20 protein-coding genes are annotated in these 26,579 nt (G+C 57.6%); 10 read left to right on the forward strand and 10 right to left on the reverse strand.

Annotated features, from left to right (window positions below; all coding sequences use genetic code 11):
- Positions 1-57: 57 nt before the first annotated feature.
- The 10 genes from DB032_RS20500 to dnaA form a co-directional block, all read right to left on the reverse strand.
- Positions 58-1,254 carry a DUF3396 domain-containing protein gene (locus tag DB032_RS20500; protein WP_158274381.1) on the reverse strand — a complete coding sequence of 399 codons (1,197 nt, stop codon included), beginning with the start codon at positions 1,252-1,254 and terminating at the stop codon, positions 58-60.
- A 22-nt stretch (positions 1,255-1,276) separates the two neighbouring features.
- Positions 1,277-2,509, reverse strand: coding sequence for a VRR-NUC domain-containing protein (locus DB032_RS20505; protein WP_107801086.1), 1,233 nt, complete (start codon positions 2,507-2,509; stop codon positions 1,277-1,279).
- A 5-nt stretch (positions 2,510-2,514) separates the two neighbouring features.
- A complete protein-coding gene (locus DB032_RS20510; protein WP_107801087.1) occupies positions 2,515-5,358 on the reverse strand; it encodes a type VI secretion system Vgr family protein in 2,844 nt (947 codons plus the stop codon).
- A gap of 144 nt (positions 5,359-5,502) precedes the next feature.
- Positions 5,503-6,504 (reverse strand): PD-(D/E)XK motif protein, encoded by a 1,002-nt coding sequence (locus DB032_RS20515; protein ID WP_107801088.1) that lies wholly within the window; start codon positions 6,502-6,504, stop codon positions 5,503-5,505.
- Entirely contained in the window at positions 6,501-8,762 is a 2,262-nt protein-coding gene (locus DB032_RS20520; RefSeq protein ID WP_107801089.1) for a Z1 domain-containing protein, read from the reverse strand. The genes DB032_RS20515 and DB032_RS20520 overlap by 4 nt, the downstream gene beginning before the upstream one ends.
- Complete coding sequence (locus DB032_RS20525; RefSeq protein WP_199225950.1) at positions 8,759-10,321, reverse strand: ATP-binding protein; 1,563 nt, start codon at positions 10,319-10,321, stop codon at positions 8,759-8,761. The genes DB032_RS20520 and DB032_RS20525 overlap by 4 nt, the downstream gene beginning before the upstream one ends.
- Before the next feature lie 2 nt (positions 10,322-10,323).
- Positions 10,324-11,664, reverse strand: coding sequence for a DNA cytosine methyltransferase (locus tag DB032_RS20530; RefSeq protein WP_107801090.1), 1,341 nt, complete (start codon positions 11,662-11,664; stop codon positions 10,324-10,326).
- A gap of 214 nt (positions 11,665-11,878) precedes the next feature.
- Positions 11,879-14,269, reverse strand: a complete 2,391-nt coding sequence (gene gyrB, locus DB032_RS20535; protein WP_107801091.1) for a DNA topoisomerase (ATP-hydrolyzing) subunit B — start codon at positions 14,267-14,269, stop codon at positions 11,879-11,881.
- A 148-nt stretch (positions 14,270-14,417) separates the two neighbouring features.
- Positions 14,418-15,527 carry a DNA polymerase III subunit beta gene (gene dnaN, locus DB032_RS20540; protein WP_048408090.1) on the reverse strand — a complete coding sequence of 370 codons (1,110 nt, stop codon included), beginning with the start codon at positions 15,525-15,527 and terminating at the stop codon, positions 14,418-14,420.
- Between the two features lie 54 nt (positions 15,528-15,581).
- On the reverse strand, positions 15,582-16,976 hold the full coding sequence (dnaA, locus tag DB032_RS20545) for a chromosomal replication initiator protein DnaA (protein WP_107801092.1): 1,395 nt from the start codon (positions 16,974-16,976) through the stop codon (positions 15,582-15,584).
- Positions 16,977-17,433: 457 nt separating this feature from the next.
- Between dnaA and rpmH the strand changes: the two genes are divergently transcribed.
- The 10 genes from rpmH to DB032_RS20595 all read left to right on the forward strand — a co-directional run bounded on the left by rpmH (position 17,434) and on the right by DB032_RS20595 (position 26,579).
- The gene (rpmH, locus tag DB032_RS20550) at positions 17,434-17,568 is read left to right on the forward strand and encodes a 50S ribosomal protein L34 (RefSeq protein WP_048408088.1); all 135 of its coding nucleotides are present in this window, start codon (positions 17,434-17,436) and stop codon (positions 17,566-17,568) included.
- 4 nt (positions 17,569-17,572) lie between these two features.
- Entirely contained in the window at positions 17,573-17,938 is a 366-nt protein-coding gene (rnpA, locus tag DB032_RS20555) for a ribonuclease P protein component (protein ID WP_039753648.1), read from the forward strand.
- Entirely contained in the window at positions 17,914-18,123 is a 210-nt protein-coding gene (gene yidD, locus DB032_RS20560; RefSeq protein WP_107801093.1) for a membrane protein insertion efficiency factor YidD, read from the forward strand. The genes rnpA and yidD overlap by 25 nt, the downstream gene beginning before the upstream one ends.
- A gap of 21 nt (positions 18,124-18,144) precedes the next feature.
- Positions 18,145-19,797: a membrane protein insertase YidC gene (gene yidC, locus DB032_RS20565; protein ID WP_107801094.1), complete on the forward strand. Its 1,653-nt coding sequence runs from the start codon at positions 18,145-18,147 to the stop codon at positions 19,795-19,797.
- A 124-nt stretch (positions 19,798-19,921) separates the two neighbouring features.
- Positions 19,922-21,274, forward strand: coding sequence for a tRNA uridine-5-carboxymethylaminomethyl(34) synthesis GTPase MnmE (gene mnmE, locus DB032_RS20570; RefSeq protein WP_019102217.1), 1,353 nt, complete (start codon positions 19,922-19,924; stop codon positions 21,272-21,274).
- A 445-nt stretch (positions 21,275-21,719) separates the two neighbouring features.
- On the forward strand, positions 21,720-22,925 hold the full coding sequence (locus DB032_RS20575; RefSeq protein ID WP_107801095.1) for a tyrosine-type recombinase/integrase: 1,206 nt from the start codon (positions 21,720-21,722) through the stop codon (positions 22,923-22,925).
- Between the two features lie 380 nt (positions 22,926-23,305).
- Complete coding sequence (locus tag DB032_RS20580) at positions 23,306-24,376, forward strand: XRE family transcriptional regulator (RefSeq protein WP_199225951.1); 1,071 nt, start codon at positions 23,306-23,308, stop codon at positions 24,374-24,376.
- Positions 24,373-24,867 carry a DUF4411 family protein gene (locus DB032_RS20585; protein ID WP_107801097.1) on the forward strand — a complete coding sequence of 165 codons (495 nt, stop codon included), beginning with the start codon at positions 24,373-24,375 and terminating at the stop codon, positions 24,865-24,867. Before DB032_RS20580 ends, DB032_RS20585 begins: the two co-directional genes overlap by 4 nt.
- 742 nt (positions 24,868-25,609) lie before the next feature.
- Positions 25,610-25,828, forward strand: coding sequence for an AlpA family transcriptional regulator (locus tag DB032_RS20590; protein ID WP_019100960.1), 219 nt, complete (start codon positions 25,610-25,612; stop codon positions 25,826-25,828).
- Positions 25,829-25,853: 25 nt separating this feature from the next.
- A complete protein-coding gene (locus tag DB032_RS20595) occupies positions 25,854-26,579 on the forward strand; it encodes a hypothetical protein (RefSeq protein ID WP_107801098.1) in 726 nt (241 codons plus the stop codon).

The raw sequence follows: 26,579 nt of genomic DNA on the forward strand, positions 1-26,579 counted from the left end.
AGCGCTTACCCAAAGCCCCCGCCAGCATGGCCACCAGCACGCCCCACATCTCTGCACTCATCTTGCGTCGGGGGCCGGTTCTCGATACCAGATCGTGCTGCCATAACTGGATCCAGGGAAATCCGGCATGAGGTCCCCTTTCTTAAAGTGTTGATGCGAGCTGTCTTTCGCCGGTGTCCACCAGATCCCGCTTTCCGGGCAAGGCAGCCCGGCTTCGCAGCGCAAACCACCGGCTGGCGCCTGCGGCGGCACGCTGGCCGCCGGTATCGCATCGTCAAATCGCGCATACCACGCCAAGGTATTGGCCTTGGTGAAGCCCTCCGCATCGTCCATGCAGGTATGAAGTTGATCCGGATGAGGCACCCGCACCCGCTTGAGCACCCGGTTCACCGCCACATAGGCCGGCGGATGGCCATCTTCCGGTGCGCCGACATCCGGCAACACGCCCGCCTGAACCATCAATCTGCCGTTATCGGTTTCCTGCACGCTGACATCGGGTAACTGAAGTTGCTGCTTGAGTGCGGCCATACCTCCCAGCTGCTCGATATAGCGAGGACCCAGCAGCGTCAGCCAGTTGACGCCTTTGATGCCATCTCTCAACTCAGTCAGGTCCATGTGGGGGGCGGAATCCACCATCAGTCCGCTATAACGCTGCGCCATCTGGAATTCATAAGGCTGAAACTGATGGCGATCATAGGGAAGCGTGCAAGCGAGCCCGGCATAACCATGGTCAATATCCAGCGTCTCGCACAAATAACGCACCCAGTCCTTGAACCGCTGCTCCCCATCAGGGGTTTCCAGCAACGGCCATGGCAGCACGATTTTGACGTAAGACAACACACCATAAGGATCGCTTTCGGGATGTGCTGTCATTGCTTGGATGGAGTATTCAGCAGCCCGCTCCCCATTTTTTTCACTTTGCAATGTCCAAGAAAACGTCATCCCGTCATCTATCAGCTCTCGAAGGTTCTCCTTGGCCTTCGCAATGCTGTCTTTGCGCAGACTGGTAAACCTACGTCCACTCAAGCTATGAAACTGTCCTTGCAGGTGCTCGCCAAACTGCTCAGTAAAACGGTCGAAGCAGCCGAGCACCTTGTAGCCGATGTCCCGCTGCCCGCCTTTACGGAAGTACACGGTGCAAATCAGCCCCAGCCGGACCAACACCACCCCCTCTGGAGTCACCCCTTCAATAAAATCCACTTGCTTGGCAATGCGCGCATAAGCCTGCATGCGTTGATATTCTTGTGCACTCATCTTTGCTTCATCCATCCTGCCATCAAGAAGCGGCGGCCATGGCGCCACCGCCCAACATGACTGCAACCGCGGCCCAGGCGGCCGCCCCCATTTCCACCAGCGCGGCCAATGCCGCCACTAACCAACCACCCAATACGAACACCACCACCACCCCGGCGATAACCACCGCGACGGCAAGCAAACCCTTGCCAATGTCCAACAACACTTGAGTCCAGTCTATCTGGCGCAAGGTTTCCAGGGTCAGATCGGTCACGCGCTGAATCTCCGCCCAGGCCGCGCGTAATTGCGCACTGGTCCAACTGGCAATACGCTGCCCCTGCTCATTGACGAAGTGCCAGGTATCGTTGGCCTTGTCTTGCAGCCAGTGGCCGGCGGTGAACAACCAGGGCGCATGCTGCTTCAGCTCCGCCTGCACCTTGGCCGAAAGCTGGCCAACGGCCTGACGTAAGTTTTTGGCCAATGCCTTGCCGTCTTCCGCCAAGCTATGCACCAACTGCTTGGCGTCATCCAGCCACTCTTCATAAAAGGCGGGATCAGGCAAAGGCTTGGGGCCATACACCGGCACCCGCCGGTTCTCGCCGCGCGGTATGCCATCCGCCCTGGGCGCGAACACGGGCGCCGGCTTCTTCACCGGCTCGGTCTGCCTCCGCTTTTCACCTGGCGGGATCACATGCAGTAGCGTAAAGCGGTCCGCCCCTCCGGCGATTTGCTTGTAGGTTTTTTCCTGCTCCATGTCTAAAGAGTCGCGCGGAAACTTAATCTCGACTACTCGGTGCAGATTATCACCATGCGGAATACCATCATGATCCGCCGTCGCTCTTCCTGGCCAACGTACAGCCTTGTTTTTCACGATGATCAGGTCAGGACGCCGCAACAATCCCTTGCGCATGCCTTTCGGAAACGGCGTCAGCGAATGGCGGCGGTTAGGGTCTTTTCCTGCCGAACTACTCAAGAAAGGTGTGGGCACACCCGTTGGCTCGATAGGCATATCAAAGCTAACTTCGGCCTTGTAGTACCACAGGTATTCATACCGCATCTCATCAGCGCGGATTTCTGCGCTCATCACCGCTTGCCGCGCATGGATGGTGAAGTTCTTTCCCAGCTTGCTGACCCCAATGCGCACATCGGGCACTCTAACCGCGGCCTCGGCCTTGGGTTGCAGATAGAGCTTGTTTTTCTCAGAGGGCAGCTTGGCATACTGCTGATCTTCTTCCAGCCGCGTAAGGCCGTTACCGACTATTTGGGTAGAGGTCATGAGGTTTATCCTTGCGGGGCGTCATTGCGCATCTCGAGTTCCAACTCGTGCTGGCCGCCGCCGGCCAGGTGCAATGTCTCGGTTTTGGCCGGCGCGGGCTCCAATACCTGCAACTTCATGCCTTCCGGCTGCCGGCTCATGGCGGTCAGCGTCCAGCCATCCTTATCGCTATACCCGCTGAGAGTACGGCCGCCGGCCTGCTGAATGGAGTAAGCCCGGCCAACCAGCGGCGCGCCGGTTTTCTGGTCCTGCAACTGGAAACGGCCACTGTAGACTTGGCCGAAGGTGGGCATTCTGTAGTTCAGGCTGGCCGGCCCGCTCAATACATGGCTGCTGCCCTTGATGCTGACCGTGCCCGGGCAGTGCACTTCGATGTCCCCGCCTTTGAGGCGGATATAGCCGCCGCCGCTGGTCAGCAGAATCTCGTCCTTGGCCGCAATGGTGATGCGTTCCTTGCAGGAGGTGATGGTGACGTCCTTGTCCGCCGTCAGCTCAATGCTGTCGCTTTGCGCCTGTAGCTGAATCTTGCCCTTGGCGGCTATCCACTTCATCGCCACCTGATCCGCCACGCCGGCCACGAACAGGCTGATGTGCTTGCCGACGTTATGAATCCAGCGCCGGCCGCTGCTTTGATTGGCGTCGCGCTGCGCCACCAGATTGAGATGGGTTTCCGCGGCCAGGGTCTGGCTTTGCCCAGACAGGCTGGCAATGCCGGCCGGCGCGGACAACACCAGCAAGGCTTGCTGGCCGGCCTGTTCCTTGGCGGTTTTGCTGTCTGGATCGGTATTGCTGCCGGCCTCCCAGGCCTCCAGCGCCTGCAACTGGTGCAGCACATGGCCTTGTTCCCGTTTGCCGCTGCTGGCGTTGTCATCGCCAATGCCGTCCGGCCCGGTTTCCATGGTGTCGGCCTGCTGCGTGGTGGCGGTTTCGGCCAGCGCCTGGCTCAAGGCCACCGCCGCTTGTAGCTGGCTGCCGGCCTGCTCCCGCGCCAGCTGCTTGCCCGCACCGCCGCCTTGCGCCTCAGTGGACAGCAGCAGGCCGTGGGCGGCGCGGATGGCGCCATGCTGGTCCGTCCGCAGCTCAAAACCGTCGCCGCGCGGCTGGGCCTGGCCGTTGCTGCGCGGATGGGTGAGGAAGCCTTGGTTGAGCTGGGTCTTGCCCGCCTCGCTGGACAGCTTGGCACGCACCTCTCCGGGGGTGTCGTCGAACAGCAGCTCGTTATAGCCGCCGCCCTGGTGCTCTTTGGATTTGATGCCGGACAGCGTCTTATTGGCCGGCAGACTGCCGGCGCCGCTGAAGTCCGGCGCGGGATGGCTGCCGTTGTAGACCACGGCCTTGACCACCGGGCGATCAATATCGCCTTCGATAAAGTCCACCAGCACTTCCTGACCGATGCGCGGCAGGAACTGATGGCCCCAGCCGGCGCCGGCGGACGGCATCGCCACCCGCACCCAGCAGGAGGATTTGTCGTCCATGCCCGCGCCAATGCCGGGATGCTCTTCCGGGCGCTGCCAATGGAACTGAATCTTGATGCGGCCGTGCTCGTCGGTATGCACTTCTCCGGGGCTCTCCGCCCCGGCATCGCCGCTGGCCGGCCCCACCACGGTGGCGGTTTGCACACCCAGGCTGGTGGGCTTGGCGTGAGCGGTGCCGGCATAAGCCGGCGTCAGCGGAATGCCGCGGCGCTGGGCCTGGATGGCGGCGCTGAACGGCGCGGCGTCGGCCTCCGCGCCCAAGTGCTGCGCCAGATCCCGCGGCAGATTGTTGCGTGCCTGGAAACGCTGGCCGGTGACAACAAACTGGCGTTTCTCCTCCGCGTCGTCCTCATGTGCAGGGTGGTCGTCCAGGCGGAACCACTCACCCGGCAACAGACCGCGCACCGCGCCGCTGCCGCTGAAGGTCTTGGCCTGCAAATCGTTGGCCTGTTGCCGCAGCACGGCATAGCGGCCCAGTTGCTCCTCGTCCCCGGCGTAATACAGGCCCGGCGCATCGTAATGGCCCAGGCTGCTTTGCAAGGCCTGACCAAACTGGCCCTGCTCCACCCGGCTGGCTTCCCGGCCTTGCTGGGTGAGCACCGGCTTGTAATCGTAACTGGCCAATGCGCTGGCGCCGGGCACAATCTGACGTGCGGCTTCCCAGCCCGTCAGCCCGTCCTCTTCCTCGGTGGCGTCGCTGCGGTGGAAGCGCACCCGCTGCAGCGGAGAGGCCGGCAAGGCGTGGGCATCGTCAAAGATGGCAAGCTCCACCCGCGGCCCGTCCTCCTCCAGATGGCGGAAACGCCAGGCGTAACCCTCTTCATGCAACAGGCGGACGATGAAATCGTAATCGCTCTCACGGTATTGCAGCGCATAACTGCGCGGCGCCGCCGGCTTGAGTTGCAAGGCCAGCGTTTGCACGCGGGCGAAGATAGGGTTGGCTTGCTGATGTTCGCTGAGGACCTGTTTGACGATGTCCGGCACGGACAGGTCTTGGAATACCCGGGAGGTCCTGCGGTGGCGCAGCAAGGCAAACGGCGCTTCCACGGTCAGCTGGTAACGAGCAAAGCCGCCATCCGACCCCGCCAAACTGGCCTGGCTGACCACGCCGCAACGGATCGCCTCTCCCCCCTCCGCGCCCTGGATGCCAATGCGGGCCGGCTGACCCAACAGCGACTTCAGCGGGATATTGCCATCCGGCGACAGGCAGGTCAGCGTATAGCGATAAGGCTGGGAAACCCCCTCCTCGCCCTCCAGGCTGAGCGGCGGCAGCTGCTCGGCGGCAAATTGCCCCTCTCCAAGCTGCAAGGTCAACATCCGGTTGTCTTGGCCAAAGGCGGAAGCAAAGCTGGCCAACAGTGCATTCAGGTCCATCGGCATTCCAAACGAAAACACCGCCAAGCGGCGTTATGACATTGAAAATAAGCCTGAAATTTTATGAAGTTAGGAAGACAGTCACAAGCCGGCGTGGTCCGGGAATGTGTTCTCTTGGACTAAAGGACAGGTTAGGGGGAGGGGCTATAAAGTTTGGTCCGGTGCCTTCAATGTCTGCCAGACTTCGTTTTTGGAGAGCGGCTCCAAGGTCAATGCACGGTCCAGGTCTAGGCTGAACCTAACAGCGGATACACACGATGCTAAGGCGATTGGTATCTCAGGTGCAGGTAATGCAGCCGCCGAGTAAAAACGTAGCGAGTTGGCTGCCGATGTTCTCAGATAGCGATGGTCTGCAGCTCCTTCTGCGTCGCCACCGACAGACTCTGCTACTAGTCGCCATAGCTTGGCACGATTGGCGGCGGTCAGTCTCACCTGAATGATGGAGGCTAGGTCGAAAACAGACTCCCCTGCATCGCTTTGCTCTGTAATGATGCTTGCTACGAACACAGGCAAAGAAGTGCTACGCAGTTGAGTCAGCGCAAAGTCGTGTTGGCGATTGTGCCGGGCAGTAGTTTTGACTTCTACACAGGCGTTCGGAAAAGAAAAATCGAATGTTTGGTCGGGCGAAACATGCCATCCCGACATTAAGGTCTCTTGGCAAGAGGATGCTGCAATGATGAAAAGTTCGCCCCAGAGACCGAGCACCGACTTCCGAGTAGGAGCAGAGAACGCACGAAATAACTCCACTGCATCGTCAAAGAAGCAGTCAGCTTCGCCGGGAGGCAACTCGGCGGAAAGGCTACCAGTCGCTCCAGCTAAAGCATGCACAAACAAAAGATGCAAATCTGGAGTGCCAGGGTCGCAAGTGGCGCGGCAGAAAGTAGCAGAGACCGGAACCGCGGCTGCACCCTTGGCGGTATCAAGCACAGAGCAATCGACGTCAAATTCAACCTGCATATGGCGTAAGCCGAGTGGAATACGCGGCACCTTACGTCTTCTTGAGCGCAACAGTAGGACCGGCTCACCTGCCAACCCCTTGGCCAAGAAATGAGTGCCCGCCCCAGGCAAACGGAGGGCGGTCATTGTGCCGACTCCATCATGCTGTCCCAGCGCATCGAATTGTTCCCAAAGAGAAGTTGCAGTCATGCTGCGCGCTCCGGCTCGAGCAGAACTCGCCGTTTCATTGTGTCAGGGATGTGTAGAGCAAACCAAGGCACATCGAGGCTGTCATCTTCAGGCGAAACTGGCGATTTTGGAAAGCTAAACTTACGCAAGTGCAACGTAATGCGTTCCTCTGAGCGCAGGTCTCGGTCACCACAATAACGAAGCCGCCCCCGGTCATCAGTGTTGGGACTCTTACCCATGAAGACCTGCTTAATGGAGCCTTTAGCTGTCAGGGAGCGGTTCTGTGATTGCAAGTCCCCGATGAGGAATACATCACATTTTGTTTCAGGCGTCGCTGTCAGCAATCTACCCAATGCAACGAGGAGAGCAGTTCGCTCCGCTGCATCTCGCACATCATCCAGACGGATTACTTCTAGCAGGCACGAGTAAGCCTCCGACAAGGGTACGGCTTCAAAGAGTTTGTTAGGTGGAGAATCTGCCCGCTTGTCCAAGTAACGGTCCGGGTCCACGTCCTGTGCTTCAATTTCATCAAAGTAGGCGCGGAGATAAGATACGAAGGCAGTAAAACATCTGCGGTTAGCAGTAACTGCATCTTTGTTGGCATAGGCCGCTTTCGGATGCAGCCACTCAGACATCACTACCTCATCAAGTTGGATGCCCATGATGTTACGACGGGTCGGCTGCAAGCCGTTTGCAAGCATAAACTTACGGTGCCAATCCTTCAGCGGCTGACCACGGGTTGAGTCGAGTTCAGTACGAATGAAGTTTTCATGCTCGACGTAAGCCTCAAATGCCCTCTTCACATCATCCCTAACATACACACGACAGAACCCCAAGTAGCCACGCTTGTAACCGTAAAACCGCGCGCGTTGTTGCAGGTTGTCAGCGTTGCCAACACCCAGTGGGCGCGGCATATAGGTCACTGTCAAGCCTTTGACCGTGTAGCCACGGTCCAGCTTTTGCCCGCCTACCAATATCCAGTATTCGTTGTCGCCCCAGCGTATGGGGTCCGCACCCTTCCCGGTGGAGTTCACCTCCCGAACCATCACAGTAGCTAAGACCTCATCCATCATCTCGAACAGGTCCTTCAGTGATGGCAAAGCACTACCAACGGTCCTCTGCAGATCCTGGTGTGCGGTCTTGAAGTCCTCTTGCAAGAGTTCACGCAATTCGTCATTACACAACTGCTCTTTCCAAGCGAGCAGAGGAGCCTTTATCCATGAGAGATACTGTGTATGCGGTGCGGTCTGCTGCGAAGGGTGTACCATCATTGAGCGGTTGGAATTTGCGCCAGACAGAGCATGAGCACACGCGCCAAGTAGAAATACGCGTAGTGCTACTAACAGGGTTGGCGGCGTCATCGGATAGGTGGCCGCCACAGCAGTAGCCTCGACCGCAGGGATTTCGCGCGCATAGTGTGAGTGGCGCGCAAAGAGTACGCTGCCTCCGACGTATGCAGCACCGGGTGTAAGGGTTTCTGCGAAATCCGGCGAGAGGGCATCTAGGAGGGAGATGAGTAGAGGGGCCTGTGGTGTTGCTGTGTACTGGATATATGTGTGATGTGGGAGCACAGCCTTTAGATTAGTGACTTCACGGTAATTGGCACTGACTCGGTTCTGCCTCGTTTTCAGGTTCTTAGCGGTAAAATTGTTAAGACTCGCTTGGTCTGCCTCATCGTCAATAACGAGGCAAGGTACACCTTCTAAGTTGAGCGACTTGTGTCCGAGGCATTCGACGAGGCTGGCAAGACGCTGATGCTGCTTAAGCACTGTGATTAGGATGGTTTTCTTTTTCCGAGATGGTACTGCTGAGGACTTCCAGCGGGATACCATGAGCTTGAGCGCATCGAAGTCACTTGTTCCAGTGGCAGGATTGGCAATATGCACCCACGGCTGTCCCGGATTGTCGCCGGCAAGGCCAAGGTCCTGGACTAACCGCTCCTCTGACTGGCTTTTCAGTGTATCAATCGTGCCTGCAATGAGGACAACAATGCCATAACCATTGTCACGGGCGAGGGCGGTGAGGGTAGTGAAAGAAAGGGTTTTCCCGCTCTGCACATAGCCAACTACTAGCCCCGTGGCATCACCCTGGGGCTCGCTAGGTGGGACACAACGCCCCAGTATCCGGTGTGCCTCGAAGGCTACCGTATGAAGCTCGTCAGCCTTAGCTTCACCTGCGGCTTCCTTTCGTCGTAGGAAATCCGCAGTGGCCTCGCCCTGCTTCGGTTGCCAACGCAGGTCGGGCTTAATTCCACTTAGTTCTTCTATGGTGATGGTCATTGAAGGTTACCTGATAGGGAATCGCGTAAGAGACGATTGATGTAATGCAGCGGCAAGCGTGGGTCTGCACCACTGTGCTTCATCTTTGTCAGTGCCACGGCAATAGCCGTCGCAAAACGGAGCATAAGTTCAGTGTTCTCATTGCCCGGTCCGACGAACTGTTCAACAAAAGGATGAGCTAAGGAAACATCCACGGTGAGTCGATGTTCCTCAAGGTCATCGAACAGCTGGGAAACAGTCTCATTGCTAAAGCGCAGCCATTCGCTCACTTCAGGGTTCAGCATCATGCGCAAGGTGATTTGCCAGCGTTTATCATCCACTAGAATTTCTACAGAACGCTGCGATACAGGTTCGAAACCGCCTTGCTCCGGAACCTGCGGAATAAATTCCAGTTCAGAGGCGTCACTTAGAACCGGACCGGCAGATTGCTTCAGGTCGTTGGTCACAACCTCTGTCGCTTTTTGAGCCGCCGGTTTTGCTGAGGCTCGGGTCTGTCGTGTGCGGTGCTGCTCGGCTTGTCGGAGTAGATTCAGCGGCTCTTCCTCCAGGATAGCTCGAAGGCGCTCGAGTACTTCATGCTCGAGTTCGTTCCACTTGACACCATCCTTTGTGTGAGTGACATCGAAGCCATCTACCTGCAATTCACCGAACAACCGCTGGTATCGGTAACTATTAGTGTTGCCGAAAATTTCTTGTGGGCGGAAAGTCTCGTCGTCACTACCAATTATTAACCGGTCTCTTCGGAAAATAGCGAAGCCGGCATGCGTTGTAGAACCTTCAGCGCGTAGAGCAGCAAAGCCGCTAATTGTGCGGCCAGCACCGAAGTCCAGATGTAGATTTTTTTTCCACTCAACAGACGGCAAATGAGGATTGTTACCAGGCGGGGCATCAAGTATAGCAACCTCAGCGAACTCTAAGGTTCGCCCATCAGCATCCCAAATGAGTTCGACATCCTCACGCCGCAGGAACATGCGGTAAATGCTGGTCAAGTGGTCCTTCAGCTTCTTCTGGGTCCGGGCTGACGGGAAGCGTGGACCAAGTTGTTCCAGCGTAATGATTGTGTAGTGAGAAGCAGGGGCCGCTGGAACCTCTTCCACAAGAATGGCCTCAGTCTTGTGGCTAACAATGTCACTGATATTAAAGCGCACGATTCGCTCAACCGGCTCACCGAGAGCTTTGGTTCGGACCTGCCATAAATCGGTGAACCAACACGCAGCGGCCTTCATGCCCATACCGAACTCTGACAAGCCAGAATTATCCGGCGGTGCCTCAGCGGGTCGGAAAGCTCGAGGGAAATCTGCTAGCGATATACCAGCAGCGTTATCGCAAATTTCGATTCGCCCCGCGGTCGCGTCGAGTCCAATGTGGATACGTAACTTGAAGTCTGCTCCGCCTAACTCCCTCAACGCGTCCTCATTGGCAAGGTAGCTTTGAATACTGTTGTCGATAAATTCTGCGACAGCGAACCACGCCTTGTAATTTAGGTGTTTCAGCACCGAAAGCATGCTTACTTCCGGGCGAATGTTAATGCTTGGAACCTCCTGTAGTAATGTGTCCATAGCTACACTGCTTCTGGGGAGGGGGCGCATTCAGTGATAATCAGTTCTTCCAAGCAACAGACAGACTGGAAGAGCAGCGCCCGAGCAACCTTCTCAACAACCCTGGCATTAACCGCATTTCCGAGGGCTGCGAAGGCCCTCCCCTGAGGTTCGGGTAAATGCCTAAGGGCTCCCAGGCTCTGGAGATTTGCGCACTCACGCGGTGTCATGTACCGTCCCTGCCACCCTATGATAGGTACTTGCGTGTCGGTCATTGCCACTAAACTGGGCGATGTAGTGCGACGCTTGACGCGGACACCAGATGCGCGAAACTGGATAACATACTTCCAAAGGTCCCGCTCACCGCCTTGTACGTTCCACTCAAATTTTTGATGAGACGAGATAAAGGATTTGACAGAGGGCAGCCATGGGTCAATCCAGTGCCGGTTGTCTTCGTAAAACTTACGATTAGCTCGAATGAAATCCTTCTTCCATTTCGGGAACTGTAGTTGGGCTGTGCGAGCATGGCTTGGTAGCGCTTTCCATTGCTCGTCCAGCGGCAGTTCTTTAAGTGGCTTGCCATGTGTTCCCAAATAGACACCCAAGGCTTCTGCACCGCCGCGAGTTCTCTCGGCATACGGGGTGGTATCCTCAAACGGATATGTAGCCCCGAATTCCATGGACCAGATGGGAAACGACGGTAGGTGGACTTCAGGTGGAGATAGTTCCAAAAACTGGTTCCATACTTCCAAACATAGGCGCGTCTGTTTGGACAAAGGTTTCGCATCGTCCGGTGAATCCAGCAGCACATCGGTGATGTCAGTTGGGTTCGATTCCCGTTCTGGCCAGGCAAATCCCTCTAGTGAGCCAAGTCTGCCTATGATATAGGCCCGTTCACGTATCTGAGGGATACCAAAATGATGCGGGGAGAACTGCCTCTCAGTCACACAATAGCCTAAGGCTTCAAGGTCCTGCTTGATACGCTCGTAGGTTTTACCCTCGTCATGCTTAAGAAGATTGGGTACGTTTTCGAGGATGAAATGGCGTGGACGTTTCTCCTGAAGTATCGCGACCACATCAAAAAATAGTGTTCCTTGGCGGGAACAATTGAAGCCAGCCTGGTCCCCAGCCTTTGAGAAGGCTTGGCATGGAAAACCTGCGCACAGAACATCATGGTCTGGTACTTCCGAGGGAACTACGGTCCGAATATCTCCGGCAGGCCTTAACCCGAAGTTCTCTTCATAGACAGTTTGTAAGTGTGGCTGTATCTCGGCAGCGAAGACGCACTTGCCCCCGAGCGCCTCGAGCGCTACGTGGAAACCACCTAGACCTGCAAATAGGTCAATGAATTTGAACTTTGTCATCGAAACGTATTAAAAACTTGTTTCCGTGTAACCTAAGGCTCGTTGCAAGGCGAACATGACTCGCCCATAGGTAGCCTAGCTAATATGCATAGTTCTTGGAAGAGTCGAAGGGACTTTGATGTAATAAATCCGTGCTATTCATATAAAAAGACCCATAAATTCCCCAATTTATGGGCCTTTTTTTCTCAGCTTATGCGTCTATCTACAAACAAACCTACACATCAATATTCCGCGCAATCAAGGCATTGCCCTCGATGAAGTTCCGGCGCGGTTCCACTTCGTCGCCCATCAGGGTGGTGAACACGTCGTCCGCGCTCATCACGTCTTCAATGCGCACCTTCAGCAGGCGGCGCACGGTGGGGTCCATCGTGGTTTCCCACAGCTGTTCCGGGTTCATCTCGCCCAGGCCTTTATAGCGCTGGATGTTCATGCCCTTCTTCACTTCCGCCAGCAGCCAGTCCAGCGCTTCGCCAAACTCCGCCACCGGTTTCACGGTTTCGCCGCGTTTGACGTGGGCGCCTTCGCGCAGCAGGCCGCTGAGCATGTCGCCGGTTTTCTTCATTTCCGCGTAGTCGCCGGATTCCAGGAAGTCCTGGTCCATCACCGTCACCATCACGTTGCCGTGCAGTTTGCGGATGATTTTGATCAGGTGGCCGTCGTTCTTTTCATCGCGCAGCAGTTCCAGTTCGATGGCTTCCGCCGGCAGCAGCTCGCTCAGTTTGGCCAGCGCGGCGTCCGCTTCTTGCTGGCTGCTGAGAGACAGCGGGCCGGTCTTGAGCATGGCTTCCAGCACCAGCGGATCAATCACGCGGCTTTCGCGTTCAATCACGGAGCGGGTCAGCAGGAACTGACGGGCAATCTCGCCCAGGGTGTCGCCGGACAGCGCGGCGGCGCCTTCCGCCGGGATCAGCTCGGCTTTTTCCAGCGCCAGTTGCAGCAGGAACTGGTTGAGCTCGGAGTCGTCCTTGAGGTAGCGCTCTTGCTTGCCCACTTTGGCCTTGTACAGCGGCGGCTGGGCGATGTAGATGTGGCCGCGCTCCACCAGTTCGCTCATTTGGCGGTAGAAGAAGGTGAGCAGCAGGGTGCGGATGTGGGCGCCGTCCACGTCGGCATCGGTCATGATGATGATGCGGTGGTAGCGCAGCTTGTCCGGGTTGTACTCGTCCTTGCCAATGCCGCAGCCCATGGCGGTGATCAGGGTGGCCACTTCCTGGCTTTGCAGCATTTTGTCGAAGCGGGCGCGTTCCACGTTCAGGATCTTGCCCTTCAGCGGCAGGATGGCCTGGAATTTGCGGTCGCGGCCTTGTTTGGCGGAGCCGCCGGCGGAGTCGCCCTCCACCAGGTACAGTTCGCACTGGGTGGGGTCTTTTTCCTGGCAGTCCGCCAGTTTGCCGGGCAGGCCCAGGCCGTCCATGATGCCTTTACGACGGGTGATTTCGCGGGCCTTGCGCGCGGCTTCACGGGCGCGGGCGGCTTCCACGATCTTGCCGCAGATGATCTTGGCGTCGTTGGGGTGTTCCAGCAGATAGGTTTTCAGCGCTTCGCTGATCACTTCATTGACCACCGGGCCAATTTCGCTGGAGACCAGTTTGTCCTTGGTCTGGCTGGAGAACTTGGGGTCCGGCAGTTTGACGGACAGCACGCAGGTCAGGCCTTCGCGCATGTCGTCGCCGGTGGTGTCCACCTTGGCCTTTTTGGCCACTTCGCTCTCTTCAATGTACTGGTTCAGCGTGCGGGTCATCACCTGGCGCAGCGCGGTCATATGGGTGCCGCCGTCGCGCTGGGGGATGTTGTTGGTGAAGCACTGGACGCTTTCCTGGTAGGAGTCGTTCCACTGCATCGCCACTTCCACGGTCATGCCGTCTTTTTCGCCCAGGCCGTAAAACACCTTGGGGTGCAGCACGTTCTTGTTGCGGTTCATGTATTCCACGAAGCCCGCCACGCCGCCGGAGAAGGCGAAGCTTTCTTCCTTGCCGCTGCGCTTGTCTATCAGGTTGATGCCCACGCCCTGGTTCAGGAAGGACAGCTCGCGGATGCGCTTGGCCAGGATGTCGAAGTGGAACTCCACCAGGCCGAAGGTTTCTTCGCTGGCGCGGAAGGTCACTTCCGTGCCGCGGTGGTTGGTGTGGCCGGTCACGGTGAGCGGGGCCACGGCGTCGCCGCGGCGGAATTCCATTTCATGGACTTTGCCGTCGCGCCAGATTTTCAGACGCAGCCAGTCGGACAGCGCATTCACAACGGAGACGCCCACGCCGTGCAGGCCGCCGGAGATCTTGTAGCTGTTGCTGTCGAATTTGCCGCCGGCGTGCAGGATGGTCATGATCACTTCCGCCGCCGATCGCCCCTCTTCCGGGTGGATGTCGGTGGGGATGCCCCGGCCGTTGTCTTCCACGGTGATGGAGTTGTCGGGGTTGATGATGACCTTGATGGTGTCGGCATGGCCGGCCAGCGCTTCGTCAATGGCGTTGTCCAGCACTTCAAACACCATGTGGTGCAAGCCGGTGCCGTCCGAGGTGTCGCCAATATACATGCCGGGGCGTTTGCGTACCGCATCCAATCCTTTGAGGACTTTGATGCTATCCGCGCCGTATTCCTGTTCGCTCATCTGCTGCTTTCTGTATGGAGAGGGGCCGGGCGGGCCGGGAGTGACTCCTGGCGCCGCGCGGCCGGCCTCTGCCGGTCAATCTGAAAATCCGTTTGCCGGGGCGGGGCGGGGCCTCCGCCGCCGGCGGGCTGCCGGGTGGCGGCCGGCGTCAAATCCGCATGGGCATGACGATGTATTTGAAGTTGCTGACGTCCGGTATGGTCACCAGGGTGCTGCGGTTGGAATCGCCAAAGGCCAGTTGCAGGGTGTCCGCCGGCAGGTTGGTCAGCACGTCCATCAGGTAGTTGATGTTGAAGCCGATTTCCAGCTCGCCGCCCTGGTAGGCGATTTCCAGTTCTTCTTCCGCTTCTTCCTGCTCGCTGTTGGTGCAGAGAATGGACATGGAGCCGGGCTTGAGCACCAGGCGCACGCCGCGGAATTTCTCGTTGGCCAGAATGGCGGCGCGCTGCAAGGCGTGCAGGAATTCCAGACGTTCAATCAAGAAGATCTTGTCGTTGTCCAGCGGGATGACGCGGTTGTAGTCCGGGAACTTGCCGTCCACCACTTTGCTGATGATGACGGTGGAGCCGAAGCTGAAGCGCACCTGGTTGGCCAGCACTTCGATATTGATCGGGTCGTCGATGTCCTGCAGCAGCTTGTACAGTTCGATGATGGTCTTGCGCGGCAGGATCACTTCGGACTTGGGCAGGTTGGCTTCCACGTCCGCGCTGGCAAAGGCCAGACGGTGGCCGTCGGTGGCCACCAGGCGCACTTGGTTGCCGTCGGTCTGCATCAACAGGCCGTTCAGGTAGTAGCGAATGTCCTGCACCGCCATCGCGTATTGCACCTGGGAGATCAGGCGCTTGAGTTCGCGCTGGCTCAGACTGAAGCTGGAGTCGCTGGCACTGCCCACGGACAAGAGCGGGAAGTCGTCGGCCGGCAGGGTTTGCAGGTTGAAGCGGCTCTTGCCGGCTTTCAGGGTCAGGCGGCCGCCGTCCAGTTGTTCCAGGGTCACGGTGGCGTTGCCCGGGATGGCGCGCAGGATGTCCTGCAGCTTTTTGGCGGAGGTGGTCAGGCGGAAGTCTTCGCCCGGCAATTCGTCGCTGCTGGCGGTGGTGATCTGGATTTCCAGGTCCGTGGCCAGGAAGCCCACTTGTCCGCCCTTTTTCTCTATCAGCACATTGGACAGGATGGGCAGGGTGTGACGACGCTCGACAATGCCGGTGACTGCCAGCAGTGGCTTGAGCAGGGCATCGCGTTCGGCTTGCAGGATCAGCATGGGGCGGGCTCCCGTTGGGTGTTTGTGAGTCGGTTCAAGTTAGGCTTCATGGTCTTAGTTACGCAGCATGGCCAGCAGCGTGTCGTAATCGTGAGCGATATCGGCGTCGTTGCCGCGCATTTCGGCAATGGTCTTGCACGCGTGCAGCACGGTGGTGTGGTCGCGGCCGCCAAAGGCGTCGCCGATATTGGGCAGGGACAGCTGGGTCAGTTCCTTGGCCAGCGCCATCGCCACCTGGCGCGGCCGGGCGATGTCGCGGCTGCGCTTTTTGCTGTGCATGTCGGACAGCTTGATCTTGTAGTACTCGGCCACGGTTTTCTGGATGGCGTCCACGGTCACCTGGCGGTTGCCGGCGGCCAGGATGTCCTTGAGCGCTTCCTTGACCAGTTCCAGCGAGATGTTCTGATTGGTGAAGCGGGCGTAAGCCACCACGCGTTTGAGCGCGCCTTCCAGTTCGCGCACGTTGGAGCGCACGTTCTGGGCAATGAAGAAGGCCACGTTGTGGTCCAGCTTGATGCTGTCGGCCTCGGCCTTTTTCATCAGAATGGCCACGCGCATTTCCAGCTCCGGCGGCTGGATTTCCACGGTCAGGCCCCAGGAGAAGCGGGAGATCAGCCGCTCTTCCATGCCTTCTATCTGCTTGGGGTAGCTGTCGCAGGTCATGATCACCTGCTTGCCGCCCTCGATCAGCGCGTTGAAGGCGTAGAAGAATTCCTCCTGGGTGCGGTTCTTGCCGGCGAAGAACTGAATATCGTCGATCAGCAGCAGGTCCAGCGAGTGGTAGTAACGCTTGAATTCGTCAAAGGCCTTGTGCTGGTAGGCGCGCATGATGTCGGCTACATAGCGTTCGGCGTGGATGTAGCGGATCTTGGCTTGCGGGTTCTTTTGGAACACGTGGTTGCCGATGGCCTGGATCAAGTGGGTCTTACCCAGGCCCACGCCGCCGTAAACAAACAGCGGGTTGTAGGCTTGGTCACCCGGGTTTTCCGCAATCTGCATGGCCGCGGCGCGCGCCAGCTGGTTGCCCTTACCGGTCACCAGGGTGTCGAAGGTGAACGAGGGGTTGAGCCGGGTGCTTTCGTGGCTGCCGCCAATGGCTTTGACCGCGGCCTGCTTGGCCTGGGACGGCGCGCTGGGCGTCGGCACGCTGGGCGCGGGCTTGGCTTTGGCCGGCATCACCGCGGGCGCGGCGGCCGGACGGCCGGCGGGCGCGCCCAGGCGCAGTTCCACCAGGCATTCCCCCACCAGCTCCACCGCCAGTTCTTCAATGCGCGCCAGGAAGCGGTCCTTGATGAACTGCATGATAAAGCGGTTGGGCGCAAACAGCGCGATGCCCTCTTCCGTGGTTTCGGCCGATAGCGGCTTGATCCAGGTATTGAACTGTTGCGAAGACAGTTCGGCCTCCAGGCGGGCCAGGCAGCCAGGCCAAAATTGATCCAGTTCGGTCATTACATATACGCAAGTAAAAGCGAAAAACCCGCTGTCGGCTTTAAGGCCAAGCGGCGGGAGAAGCCGCCGCGCCCCGCGCTTGGGGCGGACGACGTGTGTTCGGCATGATTCAAGGGCCGCGTTCCGCGCATCGCCGGGCCGCAAGGCGGGCCAGGCATGGACGGGGCGGCCCCCGAGAACCGCTGGCAAAATTCCTGGATCCGGCACGCGCCGCGCTTGCGCGGGCGCGCGTTGCTCCAGTGGGTGGGGCTGAATTTTGGCAGTGCTTCTCTGGGTTGGCGTTCCGCCCCGGCGCGCGTTCAATAATTGCGCAGCGGACTCGGAACGGTAAGCCTTGGCATTCTAACGGTTTTTCTCAAAGTTATCCACAGGTGTCTAGAAAATTCCTCATTGACAAACCGGCGTTTATCCTGTCAAATCACGTGTTTATTTCCGTTTCGAAACAGGAATTCCAATCATGAAGCGTACTTACCAGCCCTCCAATACCCGTCGTAAACGCACCCACGGCTTTCTGGTCCGCATGAAGACCCGCGGCGGCCGCGCAGTGATCGCAGCCCGTCGTTCCAAAGGCCGCAAGCGTCTGGCCGTATAAGCCTTTGTCGGCTTACCGCTTTCGCCGTGCGCACCGGCTATTAAAAACGGATGAGTTCTCATCCGTTTTTAGTTTGCGGATGTCGCGCAGCAACGCCACGTTCCAGGTATCGGCCCGGCCCAATGAATTGGGGCACGCGCGGCTGGGCCTGGTGGTGGGCCGCAAGGTCCACAAGCGGGCCGTGCGCCGCAATTACATCAAGCGCACGGTGCGCGAGTGGTTCCGCCTGAACCGGCAAACGCTGCCGGACATGGACTTCGTGGTCCGCGCCAAGGTGCCTTTTACGCGCGCCGAGCGAACTGAAGTGATCACGGCTTTGTCTTCTCTGTTTGCTAAACTGGCACGATGTCGCGCCTCTTCATCCTCCTGATCCGTTTTTACCAGCTGGCTATCAGCCCGTGGCTGGCACCGCGTTGCCGCTTCCAGCCCACCTGTTCCAGCTACGCGATCGAGGCCATGAAAAAGCACGGCGCACTCAAGGGCGGCTGGCTGGCCGCCAGACGCATCGGACGTTGCCACCCCTGGGGCGGCAGCGGCTACGACCCAGTTCCCTGAACTTAAATCCGGTATCGAGAGATGGATTCCAAGCGCCTCATAATCTTCATCATGCTGTCCCTGGGCATCCTGCTAGGTTGGCAGGAGTTTTTCGCGCCCAAGCCGACGCCGCAGCAGGTGGCCGCGCAAAAACAGGCCGCCACGCAGCAGCAGGCCGCCAACAGCGCGTCCCACAACGCCCAGCCGGTGGATTCCAACAAGCTGACTTCCGGCCAGCGCATCACGGTGAACACCGATGTGCTGAAAGCGGAAATCGACACCGTGGGCGGCGATCTGCGCCAGCTGACGCTGTTGAAGCACGATTCCGCCGTGGACAGCAAAAAGCCGCTTGATCTGCTGACGGACCGGAACGGCCGCGTCTATGTGGCGCAAACCGGCCTGGTGGCCGCCAGCAACCCGGCGCTGCCCACCCACAAAACCGTGTTCACCGCGGAAAAAACCAGCTACGAGCTCTCCGGCGACAAGCTGGAAGTGAAGCTGACCGCGCCGGAAGCCAACGGCGTGAAGGTAAGCAAGATCTACACCTTCACCAAGGGCAGCTACAAGATTGGCGTGCGTTACGACATCGCCAACGGCGGCGCCGCCCCGCTGGCCGCCACCGCTTACTACCGCCTGCTGCGCGACAGCCAAACGCCGGAAGGCGAAGGCCGCCTGGCCCACACCTTCACCGGCCCGGCGGTGTACACCTCGGAAAACAAATTCCAGAAGGTGAGCTTCGACGATCTGGCCAAGGGCAAGGGCGATTACGCCAAGACCGGCAGCGACGGCTGGGTGGCGATGATCCAGCACTACTTCATGTCCGCGTGGATCTTGAAGCCGCTGGACGGCGCCAGCGTGTGCAAGGACGACAAGTCCTGCCGCTTTGAGCTGAAGCAGAGCAACGGCCTGAACTCCGCCGCCGCGCTGGTGGATTACGCCACCATCGCCCCGGGCCAGAGCCTGAGCGTGTCCGTGCCGCTGTTCGCCGGCCCGGAAGAGTACGACGTAATCAGCAAGCTGGCCGACGGCATGGAATACGCCAAGGACTTTGGCATCTTCCACATCTTCGCCTCCCCGCTGTTCTGGCTGCTGACCAAGCTGCACCTGCTGGTGCAGAACTGGGGCTGGGCCATTGTGCTGCTGACCCTGACCGTCAAGGCCATCTTCTACCCGCTGACCGCCGCGTCCTACCGCTCCATGGCCAAGATGAAGGCGCTGGCGCCGCGTCTTGAGCGCATGAAGGAGCAGTACGGCGACGACCGCATGAAGTTCCAGCAAGCGGTGATGGAGATGTACAAGTCCGAGAAGGTGAATCCGCTGGGCGGCTGCCTGCCCATGCTGATCCAGATCCCGGTGTTCATCGGCCTGTACTGGGCGCTGCTGGCTTCGGTTGAGCTGCGCCAGGCGCCGTGGATTCTGTGGTACACCGACTTGGCCCGCCCGGACCCGTACTATGTGCTGCCGGTGATCATGGCGGCCACCATGTTCCTGCAGACCTTCCTGAACCCGCCGCCGGCGGACCCGATGCAGGCCAAGATGATGAAGATCATGCCGGTGGCCTTCTCGGTGATGTTCTTCTTCTTCCCGTCCGGCCTGGTGCTGTACTACGTGGTCAACAACATCTTGTCGATGGCCCAGCAGTGGCAGATCAACAAGAGCATAGAGAAGAAAAGCAAGGCCGCGCTGCAATCCTGATTGCCCCGCGCGCTCTGAACCCCAAACCCGGCCGCATGGCCGGGTTTTTTGCTGGATAATTGAAGCGTACTCGCCACGACGCCCCGCCGCGCGGGGGCCGCGGCCCAGATTCCAAGGAATGCCCATGAGCCTTAGCTACACCCCCGCCACCATCTGCGCCATCGCCACCGCACCCGGCCGCGGCGGCGTCGGCGTGATCCGCGTGTCCGGCAAGGATTTGCTGCCCTTCGCCGCCGCCGTCAGCGGCGGCAAAACGCCCAAGCCGCGCTATGCGCTGTACACCGACTTCGTCGACGCCCACGGCCAGCCGCTGGACAACGGCCTGCTGCTCTACTTCCCCGGCCCCAACAGCTTCACCGGCGAGGACGTGATCGAGCTGCAAGGCCACGGCGGGCCGGTGGTGCTGAAAATGCTGCTGGCGCGCTGCGTGGAGCTGGGCGCGCGGCTGGCGGAACCGGGCGAATTCACCAAGCGCGCCTTCCTCAACGACAAGCTGGACCTGGCCCAGGCGGAAAGCGTGGCGGACTTGATCGACGCCAGCAGCGAAACCGCGGCCAAGAGCGCGCTCAAATCGCTGAAGGGCGCCTTCTCCAAGGAAATCCACGTGCTGGTGGACGAGCTGATCACCCTGCGCATGCTGGTGGAGGCGACGCTGGACTTCCCGGAGGAGGAGATCGACTTCCTCAAACAGGCGGACGCGCTGGGCAAGCTTGAACGGCTGCGCGGCCGGCTGGTGCAGGTGCAGGCCACCGCCAAGCAGGGCGCCATCTTGCGCGAGGGCATGCACGTGGTGCTGGTGGGCCAGCCCAATGTCGGCAAATCCAGCCTGATGAACGCGCTGGCCGGCGACGACATCGCCATCGTGACCGACATCGCCGGCACCACCCGCGACACCGTGCGCGAGGAGATCGTCATCGACGGCGTGCCGGTGCACATCATCGACACCGCCGGCCTGCGCGACACCGACGACGTGGTGGAGAAGATAGGCATAGAACGCACCTGGCAGGCGGTGGAGCGCGCAGACCTGGCCCTGGTGCTGGCGGACAGCCGCGACGGCCTCACCGGCGAGGTGCAGGCCATCCTGCAACGGCTGCCGGCGGCGCTGCCGCGCGTGCACGTGTTCAACAAGGTGGACCTGTCCGGCGAAGCGCCGGGCCTGGCCGATGAAGACGGCCACCCGCTGGTGCGCCTGTCCGCGCGCACCCACGCCGGCGTGGAGCTGCTCAAGGCCAAGCTGCTGGAGATGATAGGCTACAGCGGCGGCGGCGAAGGCGTGTTCCTGGCGCGCCAGCGCCACCTGGACGCCATCCGCCGCGCCGCCGAGCACCTGGAACTGGCCCACGCGGACTGGGAACAAGTGGAAATCTTCGCCGAGGAATTGCGCATGGCGCAAAACGCGCTGTCCGAGATCACCGGCGAATTCAGCGCCGACGATCTGCTGGGCGTGATCTTCAGCCGCTTCTGCATCGGCAAATAACTGGATGTCCAACGACATCCACTAACATCCAAAAAACCTCTCATAACCCCTGCTATTACTACGTTTTTTCGTCCAGTGGCATCCAGCAACATCCATAGACAGCCAATGGTTTTAGGTACACACTTAGGCACACACTCGACAGTGTAGGTTTTTATGTGTACCTATACCAACGGCTTTTCCTATCCTCAAGATCAATCTACAAGCACAAGGTCATATCAATTTGGTACACAAGTTTCAACACCTATTTACGTGTACCATAAACGATAAATTCTTTATATTTCAATGATTTGCAATGCATTTGATTTTAAGTTTTATACAGAATCAACTCCGTTTTCACGGGGGTTTCTTGCTAAATTTCGCGCATAAATATTGAAACCTACATAGAGCATGGCTTATAGCCACTATCGTGTACCTTTGGTTTCGACCGTGTACCAAAGAGGAGACTATGCCAAGAGCTGCCAAACTACTGACCGATGCCCATATCAATTCATTGAAGCCAAAAGATGCTCGCTACCGGATCACGGACTCGGGTGGCTTGCTGCTGGAAGTGATGCCTAGCGGCACCAAGGTCTGGCGCTATCGTTATCAATTGCACGGGGTTCGGCAGCCGACTTTGACTATTGGGCCTTACCCAGAAATCAGCCTGAAATCTGCACGCAAACAGCGGGATGCGTGGGCAGAGCTAGTCGCTCATGGAGAATCACCTAAGCGTGCAGTCCAAGCGGCCAAAGTAGAACGGCTCAATACGGTTGCGGCCTTCGCCGACAATTGGTTAAAGGAGCAGCTAGAGGGAAAATCAGGCAGCTATCAGAAGACGATGCGCCGGATCATGGACAAGGACGTATTACCTTGGTTAGGGGGCATGCCGCTGGCGGAAGTGAAGCCGTCTGATGTTCTGGAACTTTGCGACAGGATCAAGGCTCGCGGAGCTCCAAAGATGGCCCTTGTTACGCGCAATGCACTTAAGCGCATGTACGACTATGCGATAGCCCGGCAACTAGCGGAAACCAACCCTGCCGCAGCTCTGGTGGCCCGCTTTATCGCAGTGGAAGAAAGCCGAGACCGGGTGCTGTCAGGCGAGGAAATCGGCCAAGTACTACGGGCCGTGTACCAATCAGACGTCCGCCGATCTCTACGCCTGGCACTACACTTGTTAGCAATCACTATGGTTAGAAAGAGCGAGCTGATTCAAGCGACTTGGTCTGAGTTTGATTTGGATGTTGGGATATGGGACATCCCCGCTGAGCGTATGAAGAAAAATAAGCCCCATCGGGTGTACCTATCCCGACAGGCATTGGAAATGCTGCAAGAGCTGAAGATGCTGGCCGGGCGCTCCGCTTATCTGCTCCCCAGCAGCCGCAGCAGTGAAGACAAGCCAATTGGCCGCAGCACGCTGAATCAAGCAGTGAATTCGCTATCGCTGGATGTGCAGCACTTTGTCTTGCATGACTTCCGTCGCACGGCATCCACTCATTTGCATGAGATGGGCCATTCGTCTGACGCCATTGAAATGGCGCTGGCACACAAGATCGTCGGAATCAAAGGCGTGTATAACCGCGCGGAGTATGCCGAGCAACGCAAAGCCATCATGCAAGCCTGGTCGGACTTTGTGCAGACGCAGATAGATGCTGCTAAGGCAACACGCCTCTAAAGTGGAGTGAGGCCAAGCTGGAGACTGGTTTGGCAGTTTGATTGCATATAGTATGAGGCAAATTTTCGACTTGTGTTGCCAATGTCATTGCGCTATTGGTAAAGTCAAGTGGGCCAGAAAACATTGTAGAGATCGTAGTACAACGATCTACGAATTTGCTTGCTTTCCTCGGCTGTTCCAGCCTAAGTTGCAGCATCCCTTTCAACCAACGTAATGCAATGTTGCTTGTCGATTGATTTTTTTTATGTCCGTCAATGCGCTATTTGTGAAATGTAGTAACGTATGTTGTCAGTTTGTCTTATGGAAATTAAATGGCACAGGCACATGTTAATTCTGACATTCTCAGCTGGGCTCGGAATAGGGCTCGGTTAAGCACGTCTGTGCTAGCCGAAAAGCTTCATGTCAAAGAAGAAAAACTACAGAGGTGGGAAGCTGGGGAAGAGAAACCAACATTTCGTCAAGCACAAGATTTTGCGCATCATACCCACATCCCATTTGGGTATTTGTTTTTAAACACCCCCCCTGCTGATGAGCTACCAATACCAGATCTCAGAACTATTGGTAGTCATGGCCCATTAGAGATAAGCCTTGATTTAAGAGATACTGTACGAGAAGTTTTACGCCGCCAACTTTGGTATCGAGAATATCAAATTGATCAAGGAAGAGACCCTATTACTGTAGTAGGCTCTGTCTCTCCGAATATGTCTGTAATGAGCATTGTTGAAAATATGCGCAGCCATTTAGGGGTGGGGCGATGGCCTGATAGGGGTAGGTGGGATACATATTTTAATGATCTGCTACGTAGAATAGAAGCCTTAGGCATTTTAGTGATGCGTAGCAGTATGGTTGGAAGTAATACTAGACGTATTCTTAGTGTTAAAGAATTCAGAGGATTTGCCATTGCAGATGGCTATGCGCCTGTTGTATTTATAAATACGTCTGATTGTCCAGAGGCTCGTCTTTTTACACTATTGCATGAGTTGACACATATCTGGCTTGGTGAGTCTGGTGTTTCTGATGGGGAGTACGGCAGTCATAGGAAAGTAGAAAAGATTTGCAATGCGGTTGCTGCTGAATTTTTAGTTCCGGAAGATGAGTTCAAGCAGCGATGGAACAGTTCTGAAGAGTGGCGTTGGAATGTCGGGGCATTGGCGAGCCATTTTCATGTCAGTCAATGGGTTTCTGCACGCCGAGCTATGGATCTTGGATATATTGATTTTGAAGAATACCAGGCATTTATTAGCCAACGTCTTGCTGATTACAAAGCTATAGAACGAGATGGAGCTCCAAGATACAGCCTTTTACAAACGCTGAAAGTTAGCAAGAGACTGGCAATGGCAGTTACTAGTGAAGCATTAAGCGGCAGAATCTTACTTAGAGATGCTGGGCAATTGATCGGCATTAAACCACACAAACTTGCTGAATATGCACGTCAGGAGTTAGGGATTTGAATTATTTATTGGATTCGAATGCTTACATTCAGGCAAAAAATTTTTATTATCGGATGAGTATTTGTCCCGGCTTCTGGGGTTGGCTTGATTTTCATTTTGAGAATGGCCGGGTTGGTAGTATTGATATGGTTTATGATGAGCTTGCTCATGCTGGTGATGACTTGTCTAATTGGGTAAAGCAGAGAAAAGCTGTTTTTATGGCTGTTGATGATGAAGCTACACAATCAAATTTTGGAGAGATAGCCCAATTTATCGTTGAGCATAAAACGATGAGAGAGCCACATGTTAGTAGTTTTCTTTCAGTTGCCGATCCATGGTTAATCGCGAAGGCTAAAACCATAGGAGCAACTTTAGTTACCCAGGAAGCTCTAGTACCAGATAATAGTACCAAAGTTAAGATTCCAAATATTTGTAGAGAGTTTGGGGTTAGCTACTGCAATACTTTTGATCTGTTAGAGACCCTGAAGGCACAGTTGGTCTTCCCTGGCTAAATTACGACAATTAGCTGTGGAGTTCTTGATTAGACTGGCTTCAATTGTCTTGCTAAAGATCAATAATCATAAGGGGTAAATAGAGGGTTTTCATTGTGGCGAATGCAGGTCTCGCAAAAATGCAAATTCTTCTCGCTTTTTTTCTTAAACATTTTTTATGTTTCCCTATTAATGCCCGCCGACGTGCAATGATTTTAAGTGAGTGGTTTTGTCAGAATGACCTCCTGGGCAATGTAGCACCATTGCATCTTCTTGTTCTGTCCCCCTCCCCAGCGCGCGCTATCGAAGCCCCGCCTCGCCCCCGCACTTCATGGGCCGCTAATCATGCAGCTGCATGAACCCGTGCCAGGCCCTTGCCGTATGGCCTGGCGCGCCCTTGTCCCCCCGCCCGGATTCATGCGTTTTCATGCACGCTATGCATGCAGTCGCCCTGTTCGCTGACTGTCCCCGCGTCGCGTTTTCCTGCTGTCCCCCGTTTCCTTGCCGCTGAGTCCGTCCTAGCCCGTCCACCGCTGTCCAATGCCGTTCCATGGCGGGCCATTTTGCGCCCGCGTTCCTGTTTTCCCGCCCGCCGTCAATAGCAAAATCCGCGTTTTTTTGGCATTTCAAATTTTTTTGTTGTGTGGGAGCGCGGCACAACCCAACCCCAAAACCCCCTTTGTAATTTCCGCAATACTGCGTTCGCTGATCGGCGTATCCGATGCCATCCACTGATATCCACCTCCACCAACAAGGACGCTTCATGACCGCTGTTGCCGCTTCGCCCTCCTCTCAACCGCTGCGCTTTCTGCGCTTGCCGGAAGTCATCGCCACGTGCGGCCTGTCCCGCTCGTCGGTGTACGACGCCATCAAGCAGGGCCGTTTCCCGGCACCGGTGCCGCTGGGCGGCAAGAGCGTGGCCTGGCTGTCCTCTGAAATCGAGAGCTGGATGGCGGCACGCATCGCGGCCCGCCGCGCCTAACCCCGCAACTTCCCGGACTCAGACCATGCATATCCAGAACCCCACCACCCAAACCCGCCTCGCCGCCGCCGTGGCCGAGCTGGCCGAACGCCAGACCGCTTTTGAACACGCGCTCGACGCCTGGCAGCAGTTGACCAGCCAGACCACGCGCCGCGAGCACACCGCCACCGCGCTGCGCATGGAGGCCGAGCAGGCACGCAAGGATTGCCGTCAGGCGATGCGCTCGACCTTGGGCGTCCCCACCAAGGTGGTGCGCGAGCTGAAGCACAAGGAGATGGCCAACCTGGAATTGGCCGAGGAAACGCTGAAGATCGCCGAGGAAGAGAAGATTCAAGCCGAGATCCAGCATGAAGCGCTTTTCGAGCAGCGCAAGGCGCTGGCCGAGGCGCGCGACACGCTGCAGCGCCAGTACTGGGACGCGGTGCTCGACGACCACCTGCCCCAATGGGGCGAACAACTGCCGGTGCTGACGCTGTTGCTGACCCAAGCGCCGCCGGCCTGCATCGAGCGCGTGTTCGGCAGTGCCGACTGGCACCGCGAAGAAGAGCAAGTCCAGGCCGTGCTCAAGCCCGGCGCGCTGCAGCAGACGCTGTGCAGCGCTTCGCCGGCGACCTCAGACGACCTGCTCGCCCGCTTGAACCAGCCGCTGCCGCCGCTGGCCACCCCGCCGCTACAGCAACACAACGTGATTGCCCGACAGCGATACCAAGCCCAGCGCGACGCGCAGTACCAAGCCCTGATCAACCGCTAA

This window comes from Chromobacterium sp. Panama, assembly GCF_003052555.1.
GTDB lineage: Bacteria > Pseudomonadota > Gammaproteobacteria > Burkholderiales > Chromobacteriaceae > Chromobacterium.

Coding starts and splice junctions, on each gene's coding strand:
- yidD (WP_107801093.1), top strand. CDS start 17,914: ATGTCGCGCCTCTTCATCCTCCTGATCCGTTTTTACCAGCTGGCTATC.
- rpmH (WP_048408088.1), top strand. CDS start 17,434: ATGAAGCGTACTTACCAGCCCTCCAATACCCGTCGTAAACGCACCCAC.
- DB032_RS20575 (WP_107801095.1), top strand. CDS start 21,720: ATGCCAAGAGCTGCCAAACTACTGACCGATGCCCATATCAATTCATTG.
- dnaN (WP_048408090.1), bottom strand. CDS start 15,527: ATGCTGATCCTGCAAGCCGAACGCGATGCCCTGCTCAAGCCACTGCTG.
- DB032_RS20525 (WP_199225950.1), bottom strand. CDS start 10,321: ATGGACACATTACTACAGGAGGTTCCAAGCATTAACATTCGCCCGGAA.
- DB032_RS20595 (WP_107801098.1), top strand. CDS start 25,854: ATGCATATCCAGAACCCCACCACCCAAACCCGCCTCGCCGCCGCCGTG.
- dnaA (WP_107801092.1), bottom strand. CDS start 16,976: ATGACCGAACTGGATCAATTTTGGCCTGGCTGCCTGGCCCGCCTGGAG.
- yidC (WP_107801094.1), top strand. CDS start 18,145: ATGGATTCCAAGCGCCTCATAATCTTCATCATGCTGTCCCTGGGCATC.
- DB032_RS20515 (WP_107801088.1), bottom strand. CDS start 6,504: ATGACTGCAACTTCTCTTTGGGAACAATTCGATGCGCTGGGACAGCAT.
- gyrB (WP_107801091.1), bottom strand. CDS start 14,269: ATGAGCGAACAGGAATACGGCGCGGATAGCATCAAAGTCCTCAAAGGA.
- DB032_RS20520 (WP_107801089.1), bottom strand. CDS start 8,762: ATGACCATCACCATAGAAGAACTAAGTGGAATTAAGCCCGACCTGCGT.
- DB032_RS20590 (WP_019100960.1), top strand. CDS start 25,610: ATGACCGCTGTTGCCGCTTCGCCCTCCTCTCAACCGCTGCGCTTTCTG.
- DB032_RS20530 (WP_107801090.1), bottom strand. CDS start 11,664: ATGACAAAGTTCAAATTCATTGACCTATTTGCAGGTCTAGGTGGTTTC.
- DB032_RS20510 (WP_107801087.1), bottom strand. CDS start 5,358: ATGGACCTGAATGCACTGTTGGCCAGCTTTGCTTCCGCCTTTGGCCAA.
- DB032_RS20500 (WP_158274381.1), bottom strand. CDS start 1,254: ATGAGTGCACAAGAATATCAACGCATGCAGGCTTATGCGCGCATTGCC.
- mnmE (WP_019102217.1), top strand. CDS start 19,922: ATGAGCCTTAGCTACACCCCCGCCACCATCTGCGCCATCGCCACCGCA.
- DB032_RS20505 (WP_107801086.1), bottom strand. CDS start 2,509: ATGACCTCTACCCAAATAGTCGGTAACGGCCTTACGCGGCTGGAAGAA.